This is a genomic window from Mariniflexile sp. AS56 (genome assembly GCF_030552475.1).
Classification (GTDB): domain Bacteria; phylum Bacteroidota; class Bacteroidia; order Flavobacteriales; family Flavobacteriaceae; genus Mariniflexile.
In genome coordinates, this window is sequence record NZ_JAUPED010000001.1 from 418,119 (window position 1) to 435,453 (window position 17,335).

Sequence of the window (17,335 nt, forward strand, 5' to 3'; positions counted from 1 at the left end):
AATCAGGCTTTTTTTTGCTTTTATACTATTCTTAAAATGAAATAATTCTTTTTACCACGTTGCAATAGCACAAACTTATTATTAATTAAGTCTGCAGAAGTAATAGAAAAATCATCTTTCACTTTTTCTTTATTTACTGAAATCGAATTTTCTTTTAACGCACGGCGCGCTTCACCATTCGACTTTAAGAAACCACCCTTTTCTGCCAGAGCCGCAATAATATCCAACCCAGAATCAATATCTGCACGGGCTATTTCTGTTAAAGGCACACCATCAAAAACATCTAAGAACGTTTGCTCGTTAAGTTTCTTTAAATCATCGCCCGTTGAATTTCCAAAAAGAATTTCACTCGCTTTAATGGCATTATCTAAATCGTCTTTAGAATGCACCATTGTGGTTATTTCTTCTGCTAAACGCTTTTGTAATACACGTAAATGTGGCGCGACGTTATGCTCTACAATTAAACCTTCTATTTCTTCCCGAGTCAGAAAGGTAAATATTTTAATGTATTTTTCAGCATCAACATCACTTGTATTTAACCAATACTGGTAAAATTTATAAGGAGACGTTCTTTCAGTATCTAACCAGATATTACCTCCTTCAGTTTTACCAAACTTGGTACCATCTGCTTTTGTAATTAATGGCCATGTTAGGGCATATCCTTTTCCAGATTCAATACGACGAACTAATTCGGTTCCCGTGGTGATGTTACCCCACTGGTCACTTCCTCCCATTTGCAATGTACATTGCTTATCTCTGTAAAGATGTAAAAAATCATAACCTTGTACTAATTGGTATGTAAATTCAGTAAAACTCATTCCTACTGAAGATTCTGATGACAAACGTTTTTTAACCGAATCTTTAGCCATCATATAATTTACCGTAATATGTTTACCAACATCACGAATAAACTCTAAAAACGAAAAGTTTTTCATCCAATCGTAATTATTCACAATAATAGCAGCATTATCAGCGTCACTATCAAAATCTAAAAAACGGGATAATTGCTCTTTAAGCGCATCTTGGTTATGCCTCAATGTTTTTTCATCAAGCAAGTTTCTTTCAGATGATTTCCCTGAAGGATCTCCAATCATTCCTGTTGCACCTCCTACAAGAGCTACAGGCTTATGTCCTGCCAATTGAAAATGTTTAAGCCCCATAACACCAACTAAATGGCCAATATGCAACGAATCCGCTGTTGGGTCAATACCTACATACGCCAAACGCATAGCTTCCATCAAGTGTTCTTCGGTTCCTGGCATGCTATCCTGTATCATTCCTCGCCAAGTTAATTCTTCAACAAAATTCTTAATCATTATTTTTTCAATTTTTATAAACTACGGCAAAGATAAAAATCAATGTACAATTCCATGGTTTTAAAGTTGAAAGTTTTAAAGTTAAAAGACAACAAAGACACATGACTTCAAAGTTCAAGGACATTTTTTAAAATTTACATATGAAAACTGGGACTGGAAACTGAGACTACGACTAATTTTTTACTATTTTAGTCGCATGATTTTAGTAACAGGAAGCACCGGTTTAGTAGGTTCGCATTTGCTTTACAAGCTTGTAAGTAATAACGAAAAAGTTCGGGCTATTTATAGAAGTGAACGTAAATTAGAGCAAGTAAAAAATGTTTTTGCTACCTACACACCCAACTACACATCTCTTTTTGAAACTATTGAATGGGTACAAGCTGATATTTTGGATATTCCTGCTTTATCTGAAGCATTCAAAGACATTACCCACGTGTACCATTGTGCTGCATTTGTAACTTTTGAACCAGACAAATACCAGCTTTTAAGAAAAACAAACATTGAAGGTACGGCCAATATTGTAAACCTTTGCATTTCTACGCACGTAAAAAAGCTTTGTCATGTTAGTTCTATCGCAACCTTAGGGAATACACTTAATAACGAAACGATAACTGAAGAAACCACTTGGAACCCTGAAGATGATAATAATGTTTATGCCATTACTAAATACGGTGCCGAAATGGAAGTTTGGCGCGGTACGCAAGAAGGTTTAAATGCTGTAATTGTGAATCCTGGTGTAATTCTAGGCGCAGGTATTTGGCGATTTGGTACAGGTAATTTATTTAAAAAAGCACATAAAGGCTTAAAATATTACACCGCAGGTACCATTGCGCTTGTTGCCATTAACGACGTAGTTGCCGCAATGACACAGTTAATGCATAGTAATATTACAAATGAACGCTTTGTACTCGTTGCTGAAAACTGGACGTACAAACAATTTTTAGAAACCTTAGCGCTTTCTGTAAAAGCAGCGCCGCCAAAAAAACTTGCGAGTCCTTTTTTATTAAATTTAGGATGGAAGTTAGATTGGTTAAAGCACAAACTAACTGGAAAAAGAAGGGTGTTAACAAAACACCTCACCAATTCTTTAATGTCTAAGACCTATTATAGTAGTGAGAAAGTTAAAACGGCTTTAAATTATAATTTTACAGCTATTGAACATTCAATTTTTCAGATTGGAGATTCATATCTGAAACAGGACTAATTAAACCTTTCTGCTCTCTTTTAATTTTCTTTTTCAAAAAAACGTCTGTCAACGTATCCTTTTTTATAACAATATCTAGGGAGTCTTTAGGTTTTAAAGCATTTATAGAATCGGTTATTTTTTTCTCCTCCTCTTCTTTTAATTTCTGCTCCTTTAAAACTGCTTTCAGTTTTTCTAAACTATCTGTTATAGATGTATAAATCTCTTCGTATTCTTTAATATGATAAGCATAATAGGCATTACTTAAAGCAAATTGCAAACTGTCTATCCCATATTTTTCAAAAACATACTTATCCAATTCAACACCCCGTGCTTGCATTTTTTGCTTATTAAAATAAGTCGCAGACCCCAATAGTCTGGCATCTATCAAAATGTTAACCATGTTTTTTTTGGAGATTAAATTACTCGGCTTATTAGGCGCTCCAAAACTATTACATGCTACAACAAGTAAAACAAGGCAAAAACAAGGTATGAATCGTTTTATAATCATCTATTAAAAGTTAATCTTTTAGCAGCTTTTACATCGTTAAATTTAGAATTTTGATATACCAAACTACCGTTCACAAAGGTATGAGTAATTCTTGATTTAAAGGTAGTACCTTCAAACGGGGACCAGCCACATTTGTATAAAATATTATCTTTATTTACGGTCCATGGGTTGTTTAAATCTACCAAAACTAAATCGGCGAAATAACCTTCCTTTATATACCCACGCTTTTCAACCTGAAATAAAATAGCAGGATTGTGACACATTTTTTCTACTATTTTTTCTATTGAAATTTTACCTCTATGGTGCATTTCCAACATAGCAGGCAGCGCGTGCTGTACTAAAGGTCCTCCCGATGGTGCTTTCGTGTAAATATTATTTTTTTCTTGTGCTGTGTGTGGCGCATGGTCTGTTGCAATAACATCAATACGGTCGTCTAACAAAGCTTCCCACAATTGCTCGCGGTCTTGTTCTGTTTTAACAGCAGGGTTCCATTTAATAAGGGTTCCTTTTTTATCGTAATCCTTATCTGAAAACCATAAGTGATGGATACAAACTTCAGCCGTTATTTTCTTATCCTTTAAAGGGATTTTATTGCTAAACAACTTGGTTTCTTTTCCTGTTGACAGATGAAATACATGCAATCTTGCCCCAGTTTTTTCAGCTAATTTAATAGCTCTTGAAGATGACAAATAACAAGCTTCCTCACTTCTAATAACGGGGTGATACTTCATAGGAATATCATCACCATATGTATCTAAATGTTCTTGAAAATTCTTTCTTATAGTCTCTTCATCTTCACAGTGTACAGAAATAAGCAACTTGGTGCTTTTAAAAATTTTCTCTAACACTTTTGTGTCATCAACTAACATATTTCCGGTTGAAGACCCTAAAAATAATTTTAAACCCGCTACCTTATTCGCATCTACTTTTAAAACTTCATCTAAATTATCGTTTGTTCCACCAAACATAAATGAGTAGTTGGCTGAAGATGTTTTAGCAGCAATCTCAAACTTTTCTTCTAATTTCTCGATAGTTGTAGTTTGCGGGTTTGTATTTGGCATTTCAATAAACGACGTAATTCCTCCAGCAATTGCTGCTCTACTTTCGGTTTCAATAGTCGCTTTTTGGGTTAAACCAGGCTCTCTAAAATGCACTTGGTCATCAATAACTCCTGGTAACAAATATTTTCCTTCTGCATCAATAACATGCACATCGGAAGATTTTGCACTTATAGAATCGCTAATTTCTTTAATAAACTCGCCTTCAATTAGTATATCGCCATTAAAAACAGCTCCATCATTAACTATATGAGCGTTCTTAATTAGTATTTTCTTTGGTTTCATTGGTTTATTTTTTTGCCACTATTTATTTCTTGAAAAAACTCTTTATTTTCATGGAGATTACTCCGAATATAGCTTCAGAGATTATTCCAGAACTTAATTTTGATTGTCCTAATGTTCTATCTGTAAAAATTACAGGCACTTCTTTAATTTCAAAACCTTTTAAATAGGCTTTAAATTTCATTTCAATTTGAAAGGCATAACCAATAAATTTAATCTTATCTAAATTTATAGTTTCTAACACCTTACGCTTATAACACACAAAACCAGCGGTTGTATCATGTATTCTCATACCCGTAATTACACGCACGTATCGCGATGCAAAATACGACATAAGTACCCGACTCATAGGCCAGTTTACCACATTAACACCTGTTACATAACGCGACCCAATGGCTAAATCGGATCCCTGAACATGGCATGCCTCATGTAGCTTCACTAAATCATTCGGATTATGCGAAAAATCGGCATCCATTTCAAAAATATATTGATACTGTTTTTTTAAGCACCATTTAAATCCATGAATATAGGCCGTACCCAATCCAGATTTTAATTTTCTCACCTCTAAAAACAACCGGTTTGGAAACTCTTTTTGGAGTTCCGTTACCTTTAAACCCGTTAAATCTGGCGAGTTATCATCAACAACAAGAACATGTATAGATTCCGATTGAGAAAATACCGCTTTAATTATAGCCTCTATATTTTCTATTTCATTGTATGTAGGAATGATAACAATTGTATCAGTCATTCTTTTATTTTAATGAAAATGAATTAATTTTTAGCAAATGTACATTATTAGCGCTTTATTTATTTTAAATATTCCTTAATAATTAAACCATCTTCTAAAATATTTGTAATAATTTTACAGTATGCTTAGGGATATAATATCAAACGATTTTTACACCATCATGCTTGTAATAGGGCTAGCCATTATTGCTACAGCAAAATTAACCGCTCCCAAACGATTTAACGATTTTATTACGGTTTTAGGAAACTCAAAATATCTTAAAATTTACGCACGGGAACAGAAATTTTTCGACAAATTTGATGCGTTACTATTCACAAACCTCATCATTTCTGTATCGCTTTTTGCTTTTATAAGCTACAAATTTTTTACAGACAGCAATATCTTGTCGCCAGACACTATGTTTAGGATCTCTTTTGGGACTTGCGTATTTATTTTAATAAAAGTGTTTATTGAACGTCTTATTGGAAGCCTTTTTGAAATGGATACCATGATAGACCAGTATCTTTTTCAAAAAATAAGTTATAAAAATTATTTAGGCTTAGTACTCATACCAATTAACGCCTTTTTACTGTTTAGTTTCCAACCTACATTAACCTTTTTTTACGTAATTGTTATATTATTGCTTTTTGTGATCTTAATAGGGCTATTTACTTCTTTTAAAGCACATCAAAGTTTAATAAAATACAACTTTTTTTATTTTATTTTATATCTTTGCGCACTTGAAATCGCACCCTGTATCATATTGTACAAGGTAATCATTTCGAATTAGAAGAATTAACTACTTGCGCCTATGAAAGTGAAAACAATTTTAGTATCTCAACCAGAACCTAAAATAGAAAACTCGCCTTATTTTGATTTAATTGAAAAACAAAAAGTAAAAATAGATTTTAGGCCATTCATTCACGTTGAAGGAGTTTCTGCTAAAGAAATTAGACAACAAAAAGTTGACTTAAACAATTACACTGCTATTATTTTAACAAGTAGAAATGCCATCGATCATTTCTTTAGAGTTGCAGAAGAAATGCGCTTTAAAGTGCCCGATTCTATGAAGTATTTTTGCCAGTCTGAAGCTGTTGCTTTTTACCTTCAAAAATATGTAGTTTACAGAAAACGAAAAATTTATGTTGGAAAACGTAGTTTTTCTGAACTGATGCCTTTAATTAAGAAATATAAAGACGAGAAGTTTTTACTACCAAATACTGATAAAGTAAAAGACGAAGTGCCTGATACTTTAAATGCATTAGGTGTAGATTGGAAACAAGCTATTTTTTACAAAACAGTTATTAGCGACCTTTCTGATTTAGCAGATGTTGTTTATGATATTTTAGTATTCTTTAGCCCTTCTGGTATCGATTCGTTATTTCATAACTTTCCAGATTTTCAACAAAAAGATACTCGTATTGCCGTATTTGGTAATACCACCATTAAAGCTGTTGAAGAAAGAGGTTTGCGTGTAGATATTGCTGCACCAACACCAGAAACACCATCTATGACGATGGCTCTAGATAAATATATTGAAAAAATTAATAAAGGGAAATAAACTTTATTACAATCTAATAAAAAAGGGATGATTTTAAAAAATCATCCCTTTTTGTTTTAATATTAAAATGCGTACCGCTGCGGGCCGCCACGTCTAATCTCTTCACTTGCAGAGGCTTCAAACTTCTTAAAATTTTCACGAAAGGCATTCGTAAGTTTAAAAGCGGTTGTATAATAAGCTTCGTCATCATTCCAAGTTGACCTTGGACTTAAAACACTGGTTGGTACACCAGGGCATTCTCTAGGTTGTGCCACACCAAACACCGAATGTATGTGGTAGTTATCATAATTATACAAACCTAAATCACCATTTAAAACGGCATTAATCATGGCACGGGTATACTTTAATTTCATACGTGTTCCCACACCGTAAGGTCCTCCGGTCCATCCCGTATTTACTAACCATACATTTACACCAGAATCTTTCATTTTCTTACTAAGCATTTCGGCATATTTAGTAGGATGTAAAGGCATAAAAGGCGCACCAAAACAGGCTGAAAAATTAGGCGTTGGTTCTAAAACACCAGCTTCCGTTCCTGCCACCTTAGCAGTATAACCTGAAATAAAATGATATGCGGCTTGACTTGGTGTTAATTTAGAAATTGGAGGCAACACACCAAAAGCATCTGCCGTTAAAAAGAAAATATTTTTAGGATTCTTTCCTGTTGAAGGTACTTGTATATTTTCAATATGATTAATGGGGTAACTAACTCGTGTATTTTGTGTAATAGAGGTGTCTTCAAACTTAACAGCACCGTTTTCATCTAAAACCACATTTTCAAGAATCGCTCCTTTTTTTATGGCATCATAAATTTCAGGTTCATTATCTCTTGAAAGATTGATAACTTTCGCATAACAGCCTCCTTCAAAGTTAAACACAGAATTTTCCGCTGTCCAACCATGCTCATCATCACCTATTAAACTTCTATTCGGGTCTGTAGAAAGTGTTGTTTTTCCTGTTCCTGACAAACCAAAGAAAATAGCAGTATCACCATCTTTCCCCACATTGGCACTGCAATGCATAGGCAAGGTGTTTTTATAAACTGGAAGAATAAAATTCAAAGCAGAAAAAATACCTTTTTTAATCTCACCGGTATAACCAGTACCACCAATAAGTGCTATTTTTTTAGTGAAATTTAAAATCGCGAAATTGTGTTGACGTGTACCATCAACCTTTGGATCTGCCATAAAACCTGGCGCATTAACCACGGTCCATTCCGATTCAAAAGTTTTCAACTCCTCGTCGGTTGGACGTAAAAACATATTATAAGCAAACTGATTGCTCCACGGATATTCATTTACTACCCGAATATTCAATTTATAATCGGCATCTGCGCACGCATAACAATCTCTAACAAAAATTTCTTTGTTCGATAAATAAGCAGTCACCTTATCATATAAAGCATCAAACTTAGCGGCATCAAACGGAATGTTAATGTCACCCCACCAAACTTTATCTTTTGTGATAGCGTCTTCTACAATAAATCGGTCTTTTGGAGAGCGCCCTGTAAATTCACCTGTATTGACTGCTAAAGCGCCAGAAGATGACTCGACACCTTGACCCGTTTCAATAGCAATATCATGAAGTTTTTTTGGGGATAATTGATAGTTAACTTTTGCATTTTTAATTCCATATTTATCCAACGAAATCGTCTTCGTAATCTGGTCACTGTTTATCATATCAAAAATATAAATTATGTATTATGCAAAATTAATACATTATTTTTAAATTTTTCTTATTTTAGACTTTCATTTTTAAGAAATTAATAAATAATAATATCCAAGACAAGATCAATAGCAAACCACCAATAGGAGTTATAATCCCAATTAATTTAAAATCGAAGGTAGTTAAAGCATTTGTAGCTAAGGCATAAATAGAACCCGAAAACAACAAGACACCTAATAAGGTTAGGTAATAAATTTTCTTTTTGTTTTTATACCTTATAAGCACCGTGTTACCTACAAACAACAATAAAATAGCATGATACATTTGGTAACGCACACCCGTTTCAAAAGTTTGTTGTGCTTCTACAGAAATTAATTGTTTTAAACCATGGGCACCAAACGCACCTAAAACAATGCCTGTTATTCCTAAAATAGAAGCGGTGATTAATATTGTCTTGTTCATATAATGTTATTTAAAGATAAGTGCTATTAGAGTTCATTAAATTAGAGATTACAAAATTACTTAACAAATATTACTATGCGAAAGATTTTGGTTATTGGTTCAGGAAAATCTACCTCCTACCTATTAAAATATTTACTAGACAAATCGGCTTCAGAGAAGCTATTCATCACCGTGGGCGATATACATACAGATACCGCTAAAAAACTTATTGGCAACCACGAAAATGCCGAAACGATTATACTGGATATTTTTAATGAAATTGATAGAAAAAAGGCTATAAAAAATGCAGACATTGTTATTTCGATGCTCCCTGTTAGTTTACATATTCAAGTTGCTAAAGATTGTATTCTATTCGGAAAAAGTATGGTAACAGCATCATACATAAGCTCAGAAATGCAAGCGTTAGATGCTGAGGCTAAAGCAAGAAACCTTATTTTTATGAATGAAATTGGCGTAGACCCAGGCATCGACCATATGAGTGCTATGCAGGTTTTAAACCGAATTCGCGATGATGGCGGTAAGGTTATTTTGTTTGAATCGTTTACAGGCGGTTTAATAGCCCCAGAAAGCGACAACAACCTCTGGAATTATAAATTTACATGGAACCCAAGAAACGTGGTTATTGCAGGTCAAGGTGGCGCTGCCAAATTTCTTCAAGAAGGTACTTATAAATACATTCCATACCACCGGTTATTTAGGCGTACAGAATTTTTAGAGGTTGAGGCTTTTGGACAATTCGAAATTTACGCGAACAGAGATTCCTTAAAATACCAAAGTGTTTATGGTTTAGATTCTATAAGAACATTATATCGTGGTACTATTAGGCGTGTTGGCTTTTCTCGTGCTTGGAATATTTTTGTCAATTTAGGTATGACTGATGACAGCTACACAATAGATGATAGTGAAAACATGAGCTACCGCGATTTTGTAAATGCCTTTTTACCTTACAGTCCGTCCGATTCCGTAGAACTCAAATTGAGATATCAACTAAAAATTGACCAAGATGATATTGTTTGGGAAAAACTTATTGAACTCGATATTTTTAATGCCCAAAAACCCGTAGGCTTAAAAAAAGCAACGCCAGCACAAATACTTCAAAAAATACTTATGGATAGCTGGACACTCGATAAAACAGACAAAGACATGATCGTGATGTATCATAAATTTGGCTACGAAAAAGATGGAAAAACATACCAAATAGACAGCAATATGGTGGTTCTTGGCGACGACCAAACCTATACTGCCATGGCAAAAACCGTTGGCTTGCCTGTAGCTATAGCAACCCTTGCCATTTTAAACGGCAAAATAAAAACGCCCGGAGTACAAATACCTATAACAAAAGAAGTTTACACGCCTATTTTAAAGGAATTAGAAACTTTTGGCATTCAATTTAAAGAGAAAGAAGTGCCTTATTTAGGTTATAATTCTTTAAATAATTAAAATTTCAGGACACACTAAAACAATCGTGATTTTTTAAAACTACGGAACAATAGTTAACATTATTATAGTTTCAAATTAAAATCATATTACTACATTTAAGTTTTAGAATGAAATCATAATTAATGAAATCCAAAAACAAAACGATTACCATAGACGGTATCGATAAAAAAATACTACGCGCACTCACTACAGATGCCCGTACACCCATTTTAGAAATTGCTCGAAACGTAGGTATTTCGGGCGCAGCTATTCATCAACGTTTAAAAAAACTAGAGAAATCTAAACTTTTGGATGGTTCCAAATTCATTTTAAACCCAAAAGTATTGGGATATACCACCCTCGCATTTATAGGCATCTATTTAGATAAAGGCATAAATAATCAAGATGTTGTAAAAGCATTAAAACGCATTCCTGAAGTTTTAGAATGCCATTACACTACTGGAACTTATAATATGTTTATCAAACTTTTATCGCATGACAATACCCATTTAATGCAATTACTTAATAATAAAATTCAAACTATTAATGGCGTTTTAAGAACGGAATCCCTTATATCTTTAGACCAGCAAATTGACAGACAAATTAGTATCTAACCAAAAACTTCATGAAAAACACCTTATTATTTCTGCTTATTAGCTTCTTAACATCATCAACCATGTTTTCACAAGAATCAAGTGACAGTGCCACGACACAACCTGGTAATGAAGTTAAAATAAACATGACAAACCTTATTGTTTTTAAATGGCTTGATGTTGGCTACGAATATATTTTAAACGAAGAATCTTCAATTGGAATAGGCACCTTAATCAGTTTTAATTCAGACAAAGATAATAATGACGATTTAGATGAATATAGAACATTCTCACTAACGCCTTATTACAGACATTTCTTTTCGAAAAAGTATGCTCAAGGTTTTTTTGTTGAAGGATTTGCTATGTTGCATTCAGGAAAAGACGACTATTATGACTACAATACAAGCACCTATTACGATGAAAAATACACCGATTTAGCCATTGGTATTTCCGCAGGCGCTAAGTTTGTTACAGCACGAGGTTTTATTGCAGAAATATATTTAGGCCTTGGTAGAGATATGCTGGAACAAAGCGATATTGAAATTGCAGGAAGAGGCGGTATTGCATTAGGTTTTAGATTTTAAAAACTCATCCTTCCTATATAAAAAAACCCAAACAGCTATGTTTGGGTTTTTTTTATTTAATTAAGAATCCGGCCTTGGCTGGAGTTTTACATTTTCATTAACCAAGTACGTACATCGACTTCTTGCTTAATAATAGCTCTTAAATCTTCAATTTTAACACGTTCTTGCTCCATAGAATCTCTATGACGAATGGTTACTGTGTTATTTTCTATAGTGTCATGATCTACAGTGATACAAAATGGCGTTCCGTTGGCATCTTGCCTTCTGTAACGGCGACCCACAGCATCCTTTTCATCATAATCTACATTGAAATCCCATTTCAAATCGTTTACAATTTGTTTTGCTATTTCTGGTAAACCATCTTTCTTAACCAACGGCAACACCGCTGCTTTTATAGGCGATAATACACTCGGTAATTTTAATACAGTTCTAGTTGTTCCGTTTTCTAATGCTTCTTCTACTAATGAATTAGAGAAAATAGCTAAAAACATACGATCTAAACCAATAGATGTTTCTAAAACATAAGGCGTGTAGCTAGCATTCTCTTCATGATCAAAATACTGAAGTTTTTTACCAGAGAATTTTTCATGTTGAGATAAATCGAAATCGGTACGTGAGTGAATACCTTCTAACTCTTTAAATCCAAATGGGAATTTAAATTCAATATCAGTCGCGGCATCTGCATAATGCGCTAATTTTTCATGGTCATGAAAACGGTAATTATCCGTTCCCATTCCTAATGATAAATGCCATTTCATTCTAGCTTCTTTCCAGTGCTCAAACCATTCCTTTTGAGTACCTGGTTTGATAAAAAATTGCATTTCCATTTGTTCAAACTCACGCATTCTAAAAATAAATTGTCTCGCCACAATTTCGTTTCTAAACGCTTTACCGGTTTGTGCAATTCCGAAAGGAATTTTTAAACGTCCTGTTTTTTGAACATTTAAAAAGTTAACAAAAATACCTTGTGCTGTTTCAGGACGTAAGTACAAATCCATCGCGCTCTCTGCTGAGGCACCTAGTTTGGTTCCAAACATTAAGTTAAACTGCTTCACATCGGTCCAGTTTCTACTTCCTGTTAATGGGTCGGCAATTTCCAACTCTTCAATTAATGCTTTAACATCAGCCAAATCTTCATTTTCTAAAGATTTTGCCATACGCGAAAGCGTTGCATTTATTTTTTCTTGATAATCTACAACACGCTTGTTTGTAGTTACAAATTCTTCTTTATTGAAAGAATCTCCAAAACGTTTCGCTGCTTTATCAACTTCTTTGTCAATTTTAGCTTCAATTTTAGCACAATAGTCTTCAATTAAAACATCGGCTCTGTAACGCTTTTTCGAATCTTTATTATCAATTAACGGGTCGTTAAACGCATCAACGTGCCCAGAAGCTTTCCAAGTAGTTGGATGCATAAAAATTGCTGCATCAATACCTACTATATTATCATTCATCTGCACCATGGCTTTCCACCAGTAGTCGCGTATGTTTTTCTTTAGTTCTGCACCGTTTTGAGCGTAGTCGTAAACTGCACTTAATCCATCGTAGATTTCACTACTTTGAAACACGTAACCATACTCCTTTGCATGAGAGATTACTTTTTTAAATTGATCTTCGTTATTTGCCATGGTGCAAAAATAAAAAACCGCAACAAACTAAAAGCGTTCTTTATTAAAAATTAAATATGAATTTGCTTATTTTTAAGTGCGTTAGGGATTGAAGCATCTGTTTGAGCTCTTTTTGCGACGGTAGGAGCAAGAAAGCGAGTGCGGAAAGCCCGACCCTTGTGGTAACGCCCAAATTATTAGAACTGGAATTTATGCTTAAACCCTTGGTCGATTTATTATTCCCTAAGGTCTGCTACGCCTGCCTTCATCTATTACATGATAATGAAGACACTATTTGTGTGAGTTGCAGGCATGACTTACCTGTAACCAACTTTCATTTTGATGGTGATGATGCCGTTAAGAAAGTTTTATACGGGCGAGCAACCATTGAAAATGCCACCGCGCTTTTTAGGTTTGAAAAAAAAGGACTCGTACAGCAACTTATTCATGGGTTAAAGTATAAAGGCTATGAAACTATTGGCTACTCCTTGGGAAATTGGCTTGGTGGCGAATTAAACACCATTGATAGTTACAAAACGGTAGATGTAGTGATTCCTGTGCCTTTACACAAAAAGAAGTTAACAAAACGTGGTTATAATCAGGTCGAGAAGTTCGGGCAACAAATTGCTAAGAGCTTGGAAGCCACATATACTGATGACATGTTGATAAAAGTAACCAACACCAGTTCGCAAACCATTAAAAACAGATTGGCACGTTGGAACAACACCAACGAATTGTTTGCAATAAAAAACCTGGAGGCGCTTGAAAACAAACACATCCTTCTAGTCGACGATATTATTACAACTGGCGCCACTTTAGAAGCTTGCATAAGCGTATTGAGTCATGCAAAAAACATAAAAATAAGTATTGCCACCATAGCAATAGCCTAAAGAGTTAACCGTTATATCTTTAAAATTATGTAGGTTTGTACAAAATTTAAATTGGCGATGAACAAAACCCTTTCAAGTTTTATTTTAATGATTTTTTTAGGCCTTGTTTTTGTAAACTGTGCCAACAGAGGAACACCTGACGGTGGACCAAAAGACGAAATGCCTCCGAAGATTTTAAACGAACTTCCTGAAAATTACAACACTAATTTTAAGGGGAAGGTTATTAAAATATATTTTGATGAGTATGTAAAAATTAAAGACATACAAAAACAACTTATTATTTCGCCACCCATGACAACCCAACCAGAAATAACTCCTCTTGGTGGTGCAAGCAAACAAATTATCATTAAAATTTTTGATACGCTACAACCAAACACAACCTACGCGTTTAATTTTGGAAACAGTATTACCGATAATAATGAAGGAAATCCCTATCCGTTTTACAGATATGTATTTTCTACAGGGAGCTACATTGATTCTTTAAGTGTAAAAGGAAACATTCTTGATGCCTTAAAAAGAAAACCTGAAACCTTTGTAAACGTAGCACTTTACGAAGTGGATTCTACGTTTACAGATTCTATTATTTATAAAAAAGCACCTAAATACATTACCAACACCCTGGATAGTGTGACGACTTTTTCTATTGAAAACATTAAAGCCGGCACCTACATGCTTATGGCCTTGAAGGATGGTAATGGTGATAATAAGTTTCAGCAAAAAACCGACCAAATAGCCTTTCACAAAAGCTTTATCACGGTTCCAGCCGACACAACTTACACCCTTAAATTATTTCAAGAAACGCTTGATTTTAAACCAAACCGACCACAAATAGCTGCTACACAAAAAATAGCCATTGGTTTTGAGGGTGATTATAAAAAAATGAAGGTGAATATGAAGTCTGAAATTCCTGCAGATTTTGATTACCGCATAACCAAAGATGAAAAAACAGACACTCTTTATTATTGGTATAAGCCTAAATTTGAAGCCGACTCACTGCTTTTAAACATAACGCATACCAATTTTGATAAAGATTATACGGTAAAACTCAGAAAGCAGAAAAAAGACTCGTTAATTATTAAAGGAAACCCGTCTGGAACTATTGGTACTGGACAACCTTTTAAAATTACAGCTAATATTCCGTTTGTTCATTTTGAGGCTTCTAAGGTTAATCTTATAGATAAAGATTCTGTAAAAGTTGATTTTACTACAGAATTTGATTCTATAAACAACACCTACGCATTCAACTTTAAAAAGACTGATGAAAACAGTTACAAAATGTTTGTTTTACCTGAAGCTTTCACCGATTTTTTCGACAGTAAGAATGACACGTTAAGATATAATTTAACAACCAGAAAAGCCTCCGATTTTGGTTTTGTACGTTTCACCTTGGTAAATGCCAACTACCCACTAATTATTCAACTCACTACTGAAAAAGGCGAAGTAAAAGCAGAAAAATATATAACCAAACCCGAAATAGTCGACTTTTTAAACTTACAACCGAGCACCTATTTTATTAGAGTGATCCATGATGCTAATAGTAATGGAATCTATGACACTGGTAGCTATCTTAAAAAAATACAACCCGAGCGCGTTAGTCATTTTAAAGAAATAGAAGTGCGTGCCGATTGGGGATACCCAGAAACGTTGGAGTTTACGTCAGACTAAACCCGTCTTTATCGTCTAGAAACTTAAGCTTATTACGGTAATAACTAATATGGTTGCGGTCTAGTGTGACAACTTCAACCTGCTCTTTATTTGGTTTTATAGTACTTATTGTATTGCCCAACACATCATACACTGCCGAGTTTCCACAATATTCATTTTGAAGGCCATCTAGCCCTACTCTATTCACACCAATGGTATAACACATGTTTTCTATAGCACGCGCTTTAAGCAAAGCATCCCACGCGAAAACTCGAGGTTTAGGCCAATTGGCCACATACAGTAACACATCGTATTCTTCTACGTTTCTTGCCCAAACAGGAAAACGTAAATCATAACACACTAAAGGGCAAATTTTCCAGCCTTTATAGGTTAATATTACTTTTTCATTACCCGAAGCAAACACCTTATCTTCACCCGCCAAGGTAAACGTGTGTCTTTTATCGTAAACCGTAATCACACCCGAAGGTTCCACAAAAAGCAACCTATTATAATATTTACCAGCGTCTAAAATTATGAGACTTCCAACAATGGCGGCCCCAGATATTGCCGCCTGAGTTTTCATCCACCCAACCGTTTCACCTTCCATAGTTTCAGCAACCTTTTCCGCATTCATTGTAAAGGCTGTTGCAAACATTTCGGGTAGCACAATCACATCCACATCATTTAAAATGCTAGCAATTTTTTCCGTAAAATTTTCACGATTTTTTTTGGGGTTTTCCCAAACCAAATCAGTCTGTACTAAGGCTACTTTAAGTTGGTCTTGCAATTATAATTTATTAAATAGTTGTTCTGTTTTATCTTTTTCAGTTTGAAGTTCTTTTAACTTTTCAGCCCATTTTTCTTCATCTCGAGGTGAAAGTTCTCCTTTTTCATGAAGCTCTTTATATTCGTCCTTAGCTTTTTTAAGCTTTTCATTTGCTTTTAAAAAGTCGGCTCTTGCATTTTCCTTTGCTTCAAGTTTATCTTGTAGCGCTTCTTGCTGTTTCTCTAAAACCTTTTGCTCTGCTTCCGCTTTTTCTTGAACTCTTTCTAATTCTTCTTGTTTTGCTTCAAGGGCTTCCGCTTTTTCATCTGCAGCCTTTTTAGCCGCTTGTCTTTGCTTCAAAACACTTTCTATGGCATTCTTCTCTTCAGAAGTGATTGTTTTAGAAATATCAACGCCATTATTTAAAATTTTGTCTCCTTTTATGGTATAGACTTTTCCGTCTTTAATAACGGTTTCTGAACTTGAACATCCAGAAACACTTACTAACAATACTAAAATTAATGCTTTTATAAATTTCATGATTTATTTTTTTAGGGGGTTCTAAAGCTTTCGTTTCGCTTTAGCAATATCTTCTTTTAAATCTTGGATCTTTTCCAACCATTTAGCTTCATCGTTAGGCGATAATTTACCCTTATTTTTCAGCTTCTCATATTTTGACAAAGCATCTTTATAATCATCATTCGCGTCTTCAAATTTAGATTGTGCCTTTTCTCTCGCTTTCAACTCTTTTTCGGCTTTTTTCTGCTTCTTTTCCGCTTTTTTTTGTTCGTTCTCTGCTTTTTTTATAGCTTTTTCTGCCTCTTCACGCTCGTCATCTAAAGCTTTTTGTTTATTCATAGCCTCCCATACACCCGATTGCTCTTCCACGGAAAGTGTAGATGTTACATCTGCCCCATCTTGTAAAATGGTTTTTCCTTTTATTTTATACGCAACTCCTTTAAAGCTAACTTCCTGTGCTTGAGTGCTTATTACGAATCCTAAAAATAATACTAATACTGCTACTAATTTCATAATGTTTAATTTAAACTGTTCTTTATTAATTAGAC

18 protein-coding genes are annotated in these 17,335 nt (G+C 34.3%); 8 read left to right on the top strand and 10 right to left on the bottom strand.

Features of this window, described 5'->3' with window-relative positions:
* Positions 1-20: 20 nt before the first annotated feature.
* Entirely contained in the window at positions 21-1,316 is a 1,296-nt protein-coding gene (gene tyrS / locus Q5N74_RS01935; RefSeq protein ID WP_304387003.1) for a tyrosine--tRNA ligase, read from the bottom strand.
* A gap of 196 nt (positions 1,317-1,512) precedes the next feature.
* On the opposite strand from tyrS, the gene Q5N74_RS01940 reads away from it, so the two are divergent.
* Complete coding sequence (locus Q5N74_RS01940; protein ID WP_304387004.1) at positions 1,513-2,520, top strand: NAD-dependent epimerase/dehydratase family protein; 1,008 nt, start codon at positions 1,513-1,515, stop codon at positions 2,518-2,520.
* Here the strand turns inward: Q5N74_RS01940 and Q5N74_RS01945 are convergent.
* Genes Q5N74_RS01945 through Q5N74_RS01955 form a run of 3 tightly spaced genes read right to left on the bottom strand, consistent with a single transcriptional unit; the run spans position 2,468 to position 5,098 of the window.
* Entirely contained in the window at positions 2,468-3,010 is a 543-nt protein-coding gene (locus Q5N74_RS01945) for a DUF4296 domain-containing protein (protein ID WP_304387005.1), read from the bottom strand. The genes Q5N74_RS01940 and Q5N74_RS01945 overlap by 53 nt on opposite strands.
* Positions 3,007-4,353, bottom strand: coding sequence for a dihydroorotase (locus tag Q5N74_RS01950; protein WP_304387006.1), 1,347 nt, complete (start codon positions 4,351-4,353; stop codon positions 3,007-3,009). The genes Q5N74_RS01945 and Q5N74_RS01950 overlap by 4 nt, the downstream gene beginning before the upstream one ends.
* 22 nt (positions 4,354-4,375) lie before the next feature.
* The gene (locus Q5N74_RS01955; protein WP_304387007.1) at positions 4,376-5,098 is read right to left on the bottom strand and encodes a polyprenol monophosphomannose synthase; all 723 of its coding nucleotides are present in this window, start codon (positions 5,096-5,098) and stop codon (positions 4,376-4,378) included.
* Positions 5,099-5,219: 121 nt separating this feature from the next.
* Here Q5N74_RS01955 and Q5N74_RS01960 point away from each other — a divergent pair, with 121 nt between their 5' ends.
* Both Q5N74_RS01960 and Q5N74_RS01965 read left to right on the top strand, forming a co-directional pair.
* A complete protein-coding gene (locus tag Q5N74_RS01960; RefSeq protein ID WP_304387008.1) occupies positions 5,220-5,867 on the top strand; it encodes a DUF4271 domain-containing protein in 648 nt (215 codons plus the stop codon).
* Between the two features lie 21 nt (positions 5,868-5,888).
* Positions 5,889-6,638 carry a uroporphyrinogen-III synthase gene (locus Q5N74_RS01965; RefSeq protein WP_304387009.1) on the top strand — a complete coding sequence of 250 codons (750 nt, stop codon included), beginning with the start codon at positions 5,889-5,891 and terminating at the stop codon, positions 6,636-6,638.
* A gap of 62 nt (positions 6,639-6,700) precedes the next feature.
* On the opposite strand, the gene pckA is transcribed toward Q5N74_RS01965, so the two are convergent.
* Positions 6,701-8,317, bottom strand: a complete 1,617-nt coding sequence (gene pckA, locus Q5N74_RS01970; RefSeq protein WP_304387010.1) for a phosphoenolpyruvate carboxykinase (ATP) — start codon at positions 8,315-8,317, stop codon at positions 6,701-6,703.
* Positions 8,318-8,378: 61 nt separating this feature from the next.
* Positions 8,379-8,765, bottom strand: a complete 387-nt coding sequence (locus Q5N74_RS01975) for a DUF423 domain-containing protein (protein ID WP_304387011.1) — start codon at positions 8,763-8,765, stop codon at positions 8,379-8,381.
* Positions 8,766-8,840: 75 nt separating this feature from the next.
* Here Q5N74_RS01975 and Q5N74_RS01980 point away from each other — a divergent pair, with 75 nt between their 5' ends.
* The 3 genes from Q5N74_RS01980 (at position 8,841) to Q5N74_RS01990 (ending at position 11,361) form a co-directional block, all read left to right on the top strand.
* A complete protein-coding gene (locus Q5N74_RS01980; RefSeq protein WP_304387012.1) occupies positions 8,841-10,205 on the top strand; it encodes a saccharopine dehydrogenase family protein in 1,365 nt (454 codons plus the stop codon).
* 122 nt (positions 10,206-10,327) lie between these two features.
* Positions 10,328-10,798, top strand: coding sequence for an Lrp/AsnC ligand binding domain-containing protein (locus tag Q5N74_RS01985; RefSeq protein ID WP_304387013.1), 471 nt, complete (start codon positions 10,328-10,330; stop codon positions 10,796-10,798).
* Between the two features lie 11 nt (positions 10,799-10,809).
* On the top strand, positions 10,810-11,361 hold the full coding sequence (locus tag Q5N74_RS01990; RefSeq protein WP_304387014.1) for a DUF3575 domain-containing protein: 552 nt from the start codon (positions 10,810-10,812) through the stop codon (positions 11,359-11,361).
* An 86-nt stretch (positions 11,362-11,447) separates the two neighbouring features.
* On the opposite strand, the gene Q5N74_RS01995 is transcribed toward Q5N74_RS01990, so the two are convergent.
* On the bottom strand, positions 11,448-12,989 hold the full coding sequence (locus Q5N74_RS01995) for a glycine--tRNA ligase (RefSeq protein WP_304387015.1): 1,542 nt from the start codon (positions 12,987-12,989) through the stop codon (positions 11,448-11,450).
* A 191-nt stretch (positions 12,990-13,180) separates the two neighbouring features.
* Between Q5N74_RS01995 and Q5N74_RS02000 the strand changes: the two genes are divergently transcribed.
* Both Q5N74_RS02000 and Q5N74_RS02005 read left to right on the top strand, forming a co-directional pair.
* Positions 13,181-13,858: a ComF family protein gene (locus tag Q5N74_RS02000; protein ID WP_304387016.1), complete on the top strand. Its 678-nt coding sequence runs from the start codon at positions 13,181-13,183 to the stop codon at positions 13,856-13,858.
* 57 nt (positions 13,859-13,915) lie between these two features.
* Complete coding sequence (locus tag Q5N74_RS02005) at positions 13,916-15,523, top strand: Ig-like domain-containing domain (protein WP_304387017.1); 1,608 nt, start codon at positions 13,916-13,918, stop codon at positions 15,521-15,523.
* Here the strand turns inward: Q5N74_RS02005 and Q5N74_RS02010 are convergent.
* Genes Q5N74_RS02010 through Q5N74_RS02020 form a run of 3 tightly spaced genes read right to left on the bottom strand, consistent with a single transcriptional unit; the run spans position 15,510 to position 17,300 of the window.
* Positions 15,510-16,289 carry an amidohydrolase gene (locus tag Q5N74_RS02010; RefSeq protein ID WP_304387018.1) on the bottom strand — a complete coding sequence of 260 codons (780 nt, stop codon included), beginning with the start codon at positions 16,287-16,289 and terminating at the stop codon, positions 15,510-15,512. The two genes, Q5N74_RS02005 and Q5N74_RS02010, sit on opposite strands and share 14 nt — an antisense overlap.
* The gene (locus Q5N74_RS02015; RefSeq protein ID WP_304387019.1) at positions 16,290-16,808 is read right to left on the bottom strand and encodes a hypothetical protein; all 519 of its coding nucleotides are present in this window, start codon (positions 16,806-16,808) and stop codon (positions 16,290-16,292) included. It lies immediately after the preceding gene.
* A gap of 21 nt (positions 16,809-16,829) precedes the next feature.
* Entirely contained in the window at positions 16,830-17,300 is a 471-nt protein-coding gene (locus Q5N74_RS02020; protein ID WP_304387020.1) for a hypothetical protein, read from the bottom strand.
* Positions 17,301-17,335 lie beyond the last annotated feature (35 nt).

Coding starts and splice junctions, on each gene's coding strand:
- tyrS (WP_304387003.1), bottom strand. CDS start 1,316: ATGATTAAGAATTTTGTTGAAGAATTAACTTGGCGAGGAATGATACAG.
- Q5N74_RS01940 (WP_304387004.1), top strand. CDS start 1,513: ATGATTTTAGTAACAGGAAGCACCGGTTTAGTAGGTTCGCATTTGCTT.
- Q5N74_RS01945 (WP_304387005.1), bottom strand. CDS start 3,010: ATGATTATAAAACGATTCATACCTTGTTTTTGCCTTGTTTTACTTGTT.
- Q5N74_RS01950 (WP_304387006.1), bottom strand. CDS start 4,353: ATGAAACCAAAGAAAATACTAATTAAGAACGCTCATATAGTTAATGAT.
- Q5N74_RS01955 (WP_304387007.1), bottom strand. CDS start 5,098: ATGACTGATACAATTGTTATCATTCCTACATACAATGAAATAGAAAAT.
- Q5N74_RS01960 (WP_304387008.1), top strand. CDS start 5,220: ATGCTTAGGGATATAATATCAAACGATTTTTACACCATCATGCTTGTA.
- Q5N74_RS01965 (WP_304387009.1), top strand. CDS start 5,889: ATGAAAGTGAAAACAATTTTAGTATCTCAACCAGAACCTAAAATAGAA.
- pckA (WP_304387010.1), bottom strand. CDS start 8,317: ATGATAAACAGTGACCAGATTACGAAGACGATTTCGTTGGATAAATAT.
- Q5N74_RS01975 (WP_304387011.1), bottom strand. CDS start 8,765: ATGAACAAGACAATATTAATCACCGCTTCTATTTTAGGAATAACAGGC.
- Q5N74_RS01980 (WP_304387012.1), top strand. CDS start 8,841: ATGCGAAAGATTTTGGTTATTGGTTCAGGAAAATCTACCTCCTACCTA.
- Q5N74_RS01985 (WP_304387013.1), top strand. CDS start 10,328: ATGAAATCCAAAAACAAAACGATTACCATAGACGGTATCGATAAAAAA.
- Q5N74_RS01990 (WP_304387014.1), top strand. CDS start 10,810: ATGAAAAACACCTTATTATTTCTGCTTATTAGCTTCTTAACATCATCA.
- Q5N74_RS01995 (WP_304387015.1), bottom strand. CDS start 12,989: ATGGCAAATAACGAAGATCAATTTAAAAAAGTAATCTCTCATGCAAAG.
- Q5N74_RS02000 (WP_304387016.1), top strand. CDS start 13,181: ATGCTTAAACCCTTGGTCGATTTATTATTCCCTAAGGTCTGCTACGCC.
- Q5N74_RS02005 (WP_304387017.1), top strand. CDS start 13,916: ATGAACAAAACCCTTTCAAGTTTTATTTTAATGATTTTTTTAGGCCTT.
- Q5N74_RS02015 (WP_304387019.1), bottom strand. CDS start 16,808: ATGAAATTTATAAAAGCATTAATTTTAGTATTGTTAGTAAGTGTTTCT.
- Q5N74_RS02020 (WP_304387020.1), bottom strand. CDS start 17,300: ATGAAATTAGTAGCAGTATTAGTATTATTTTTAGGATTCGTAATAAGC.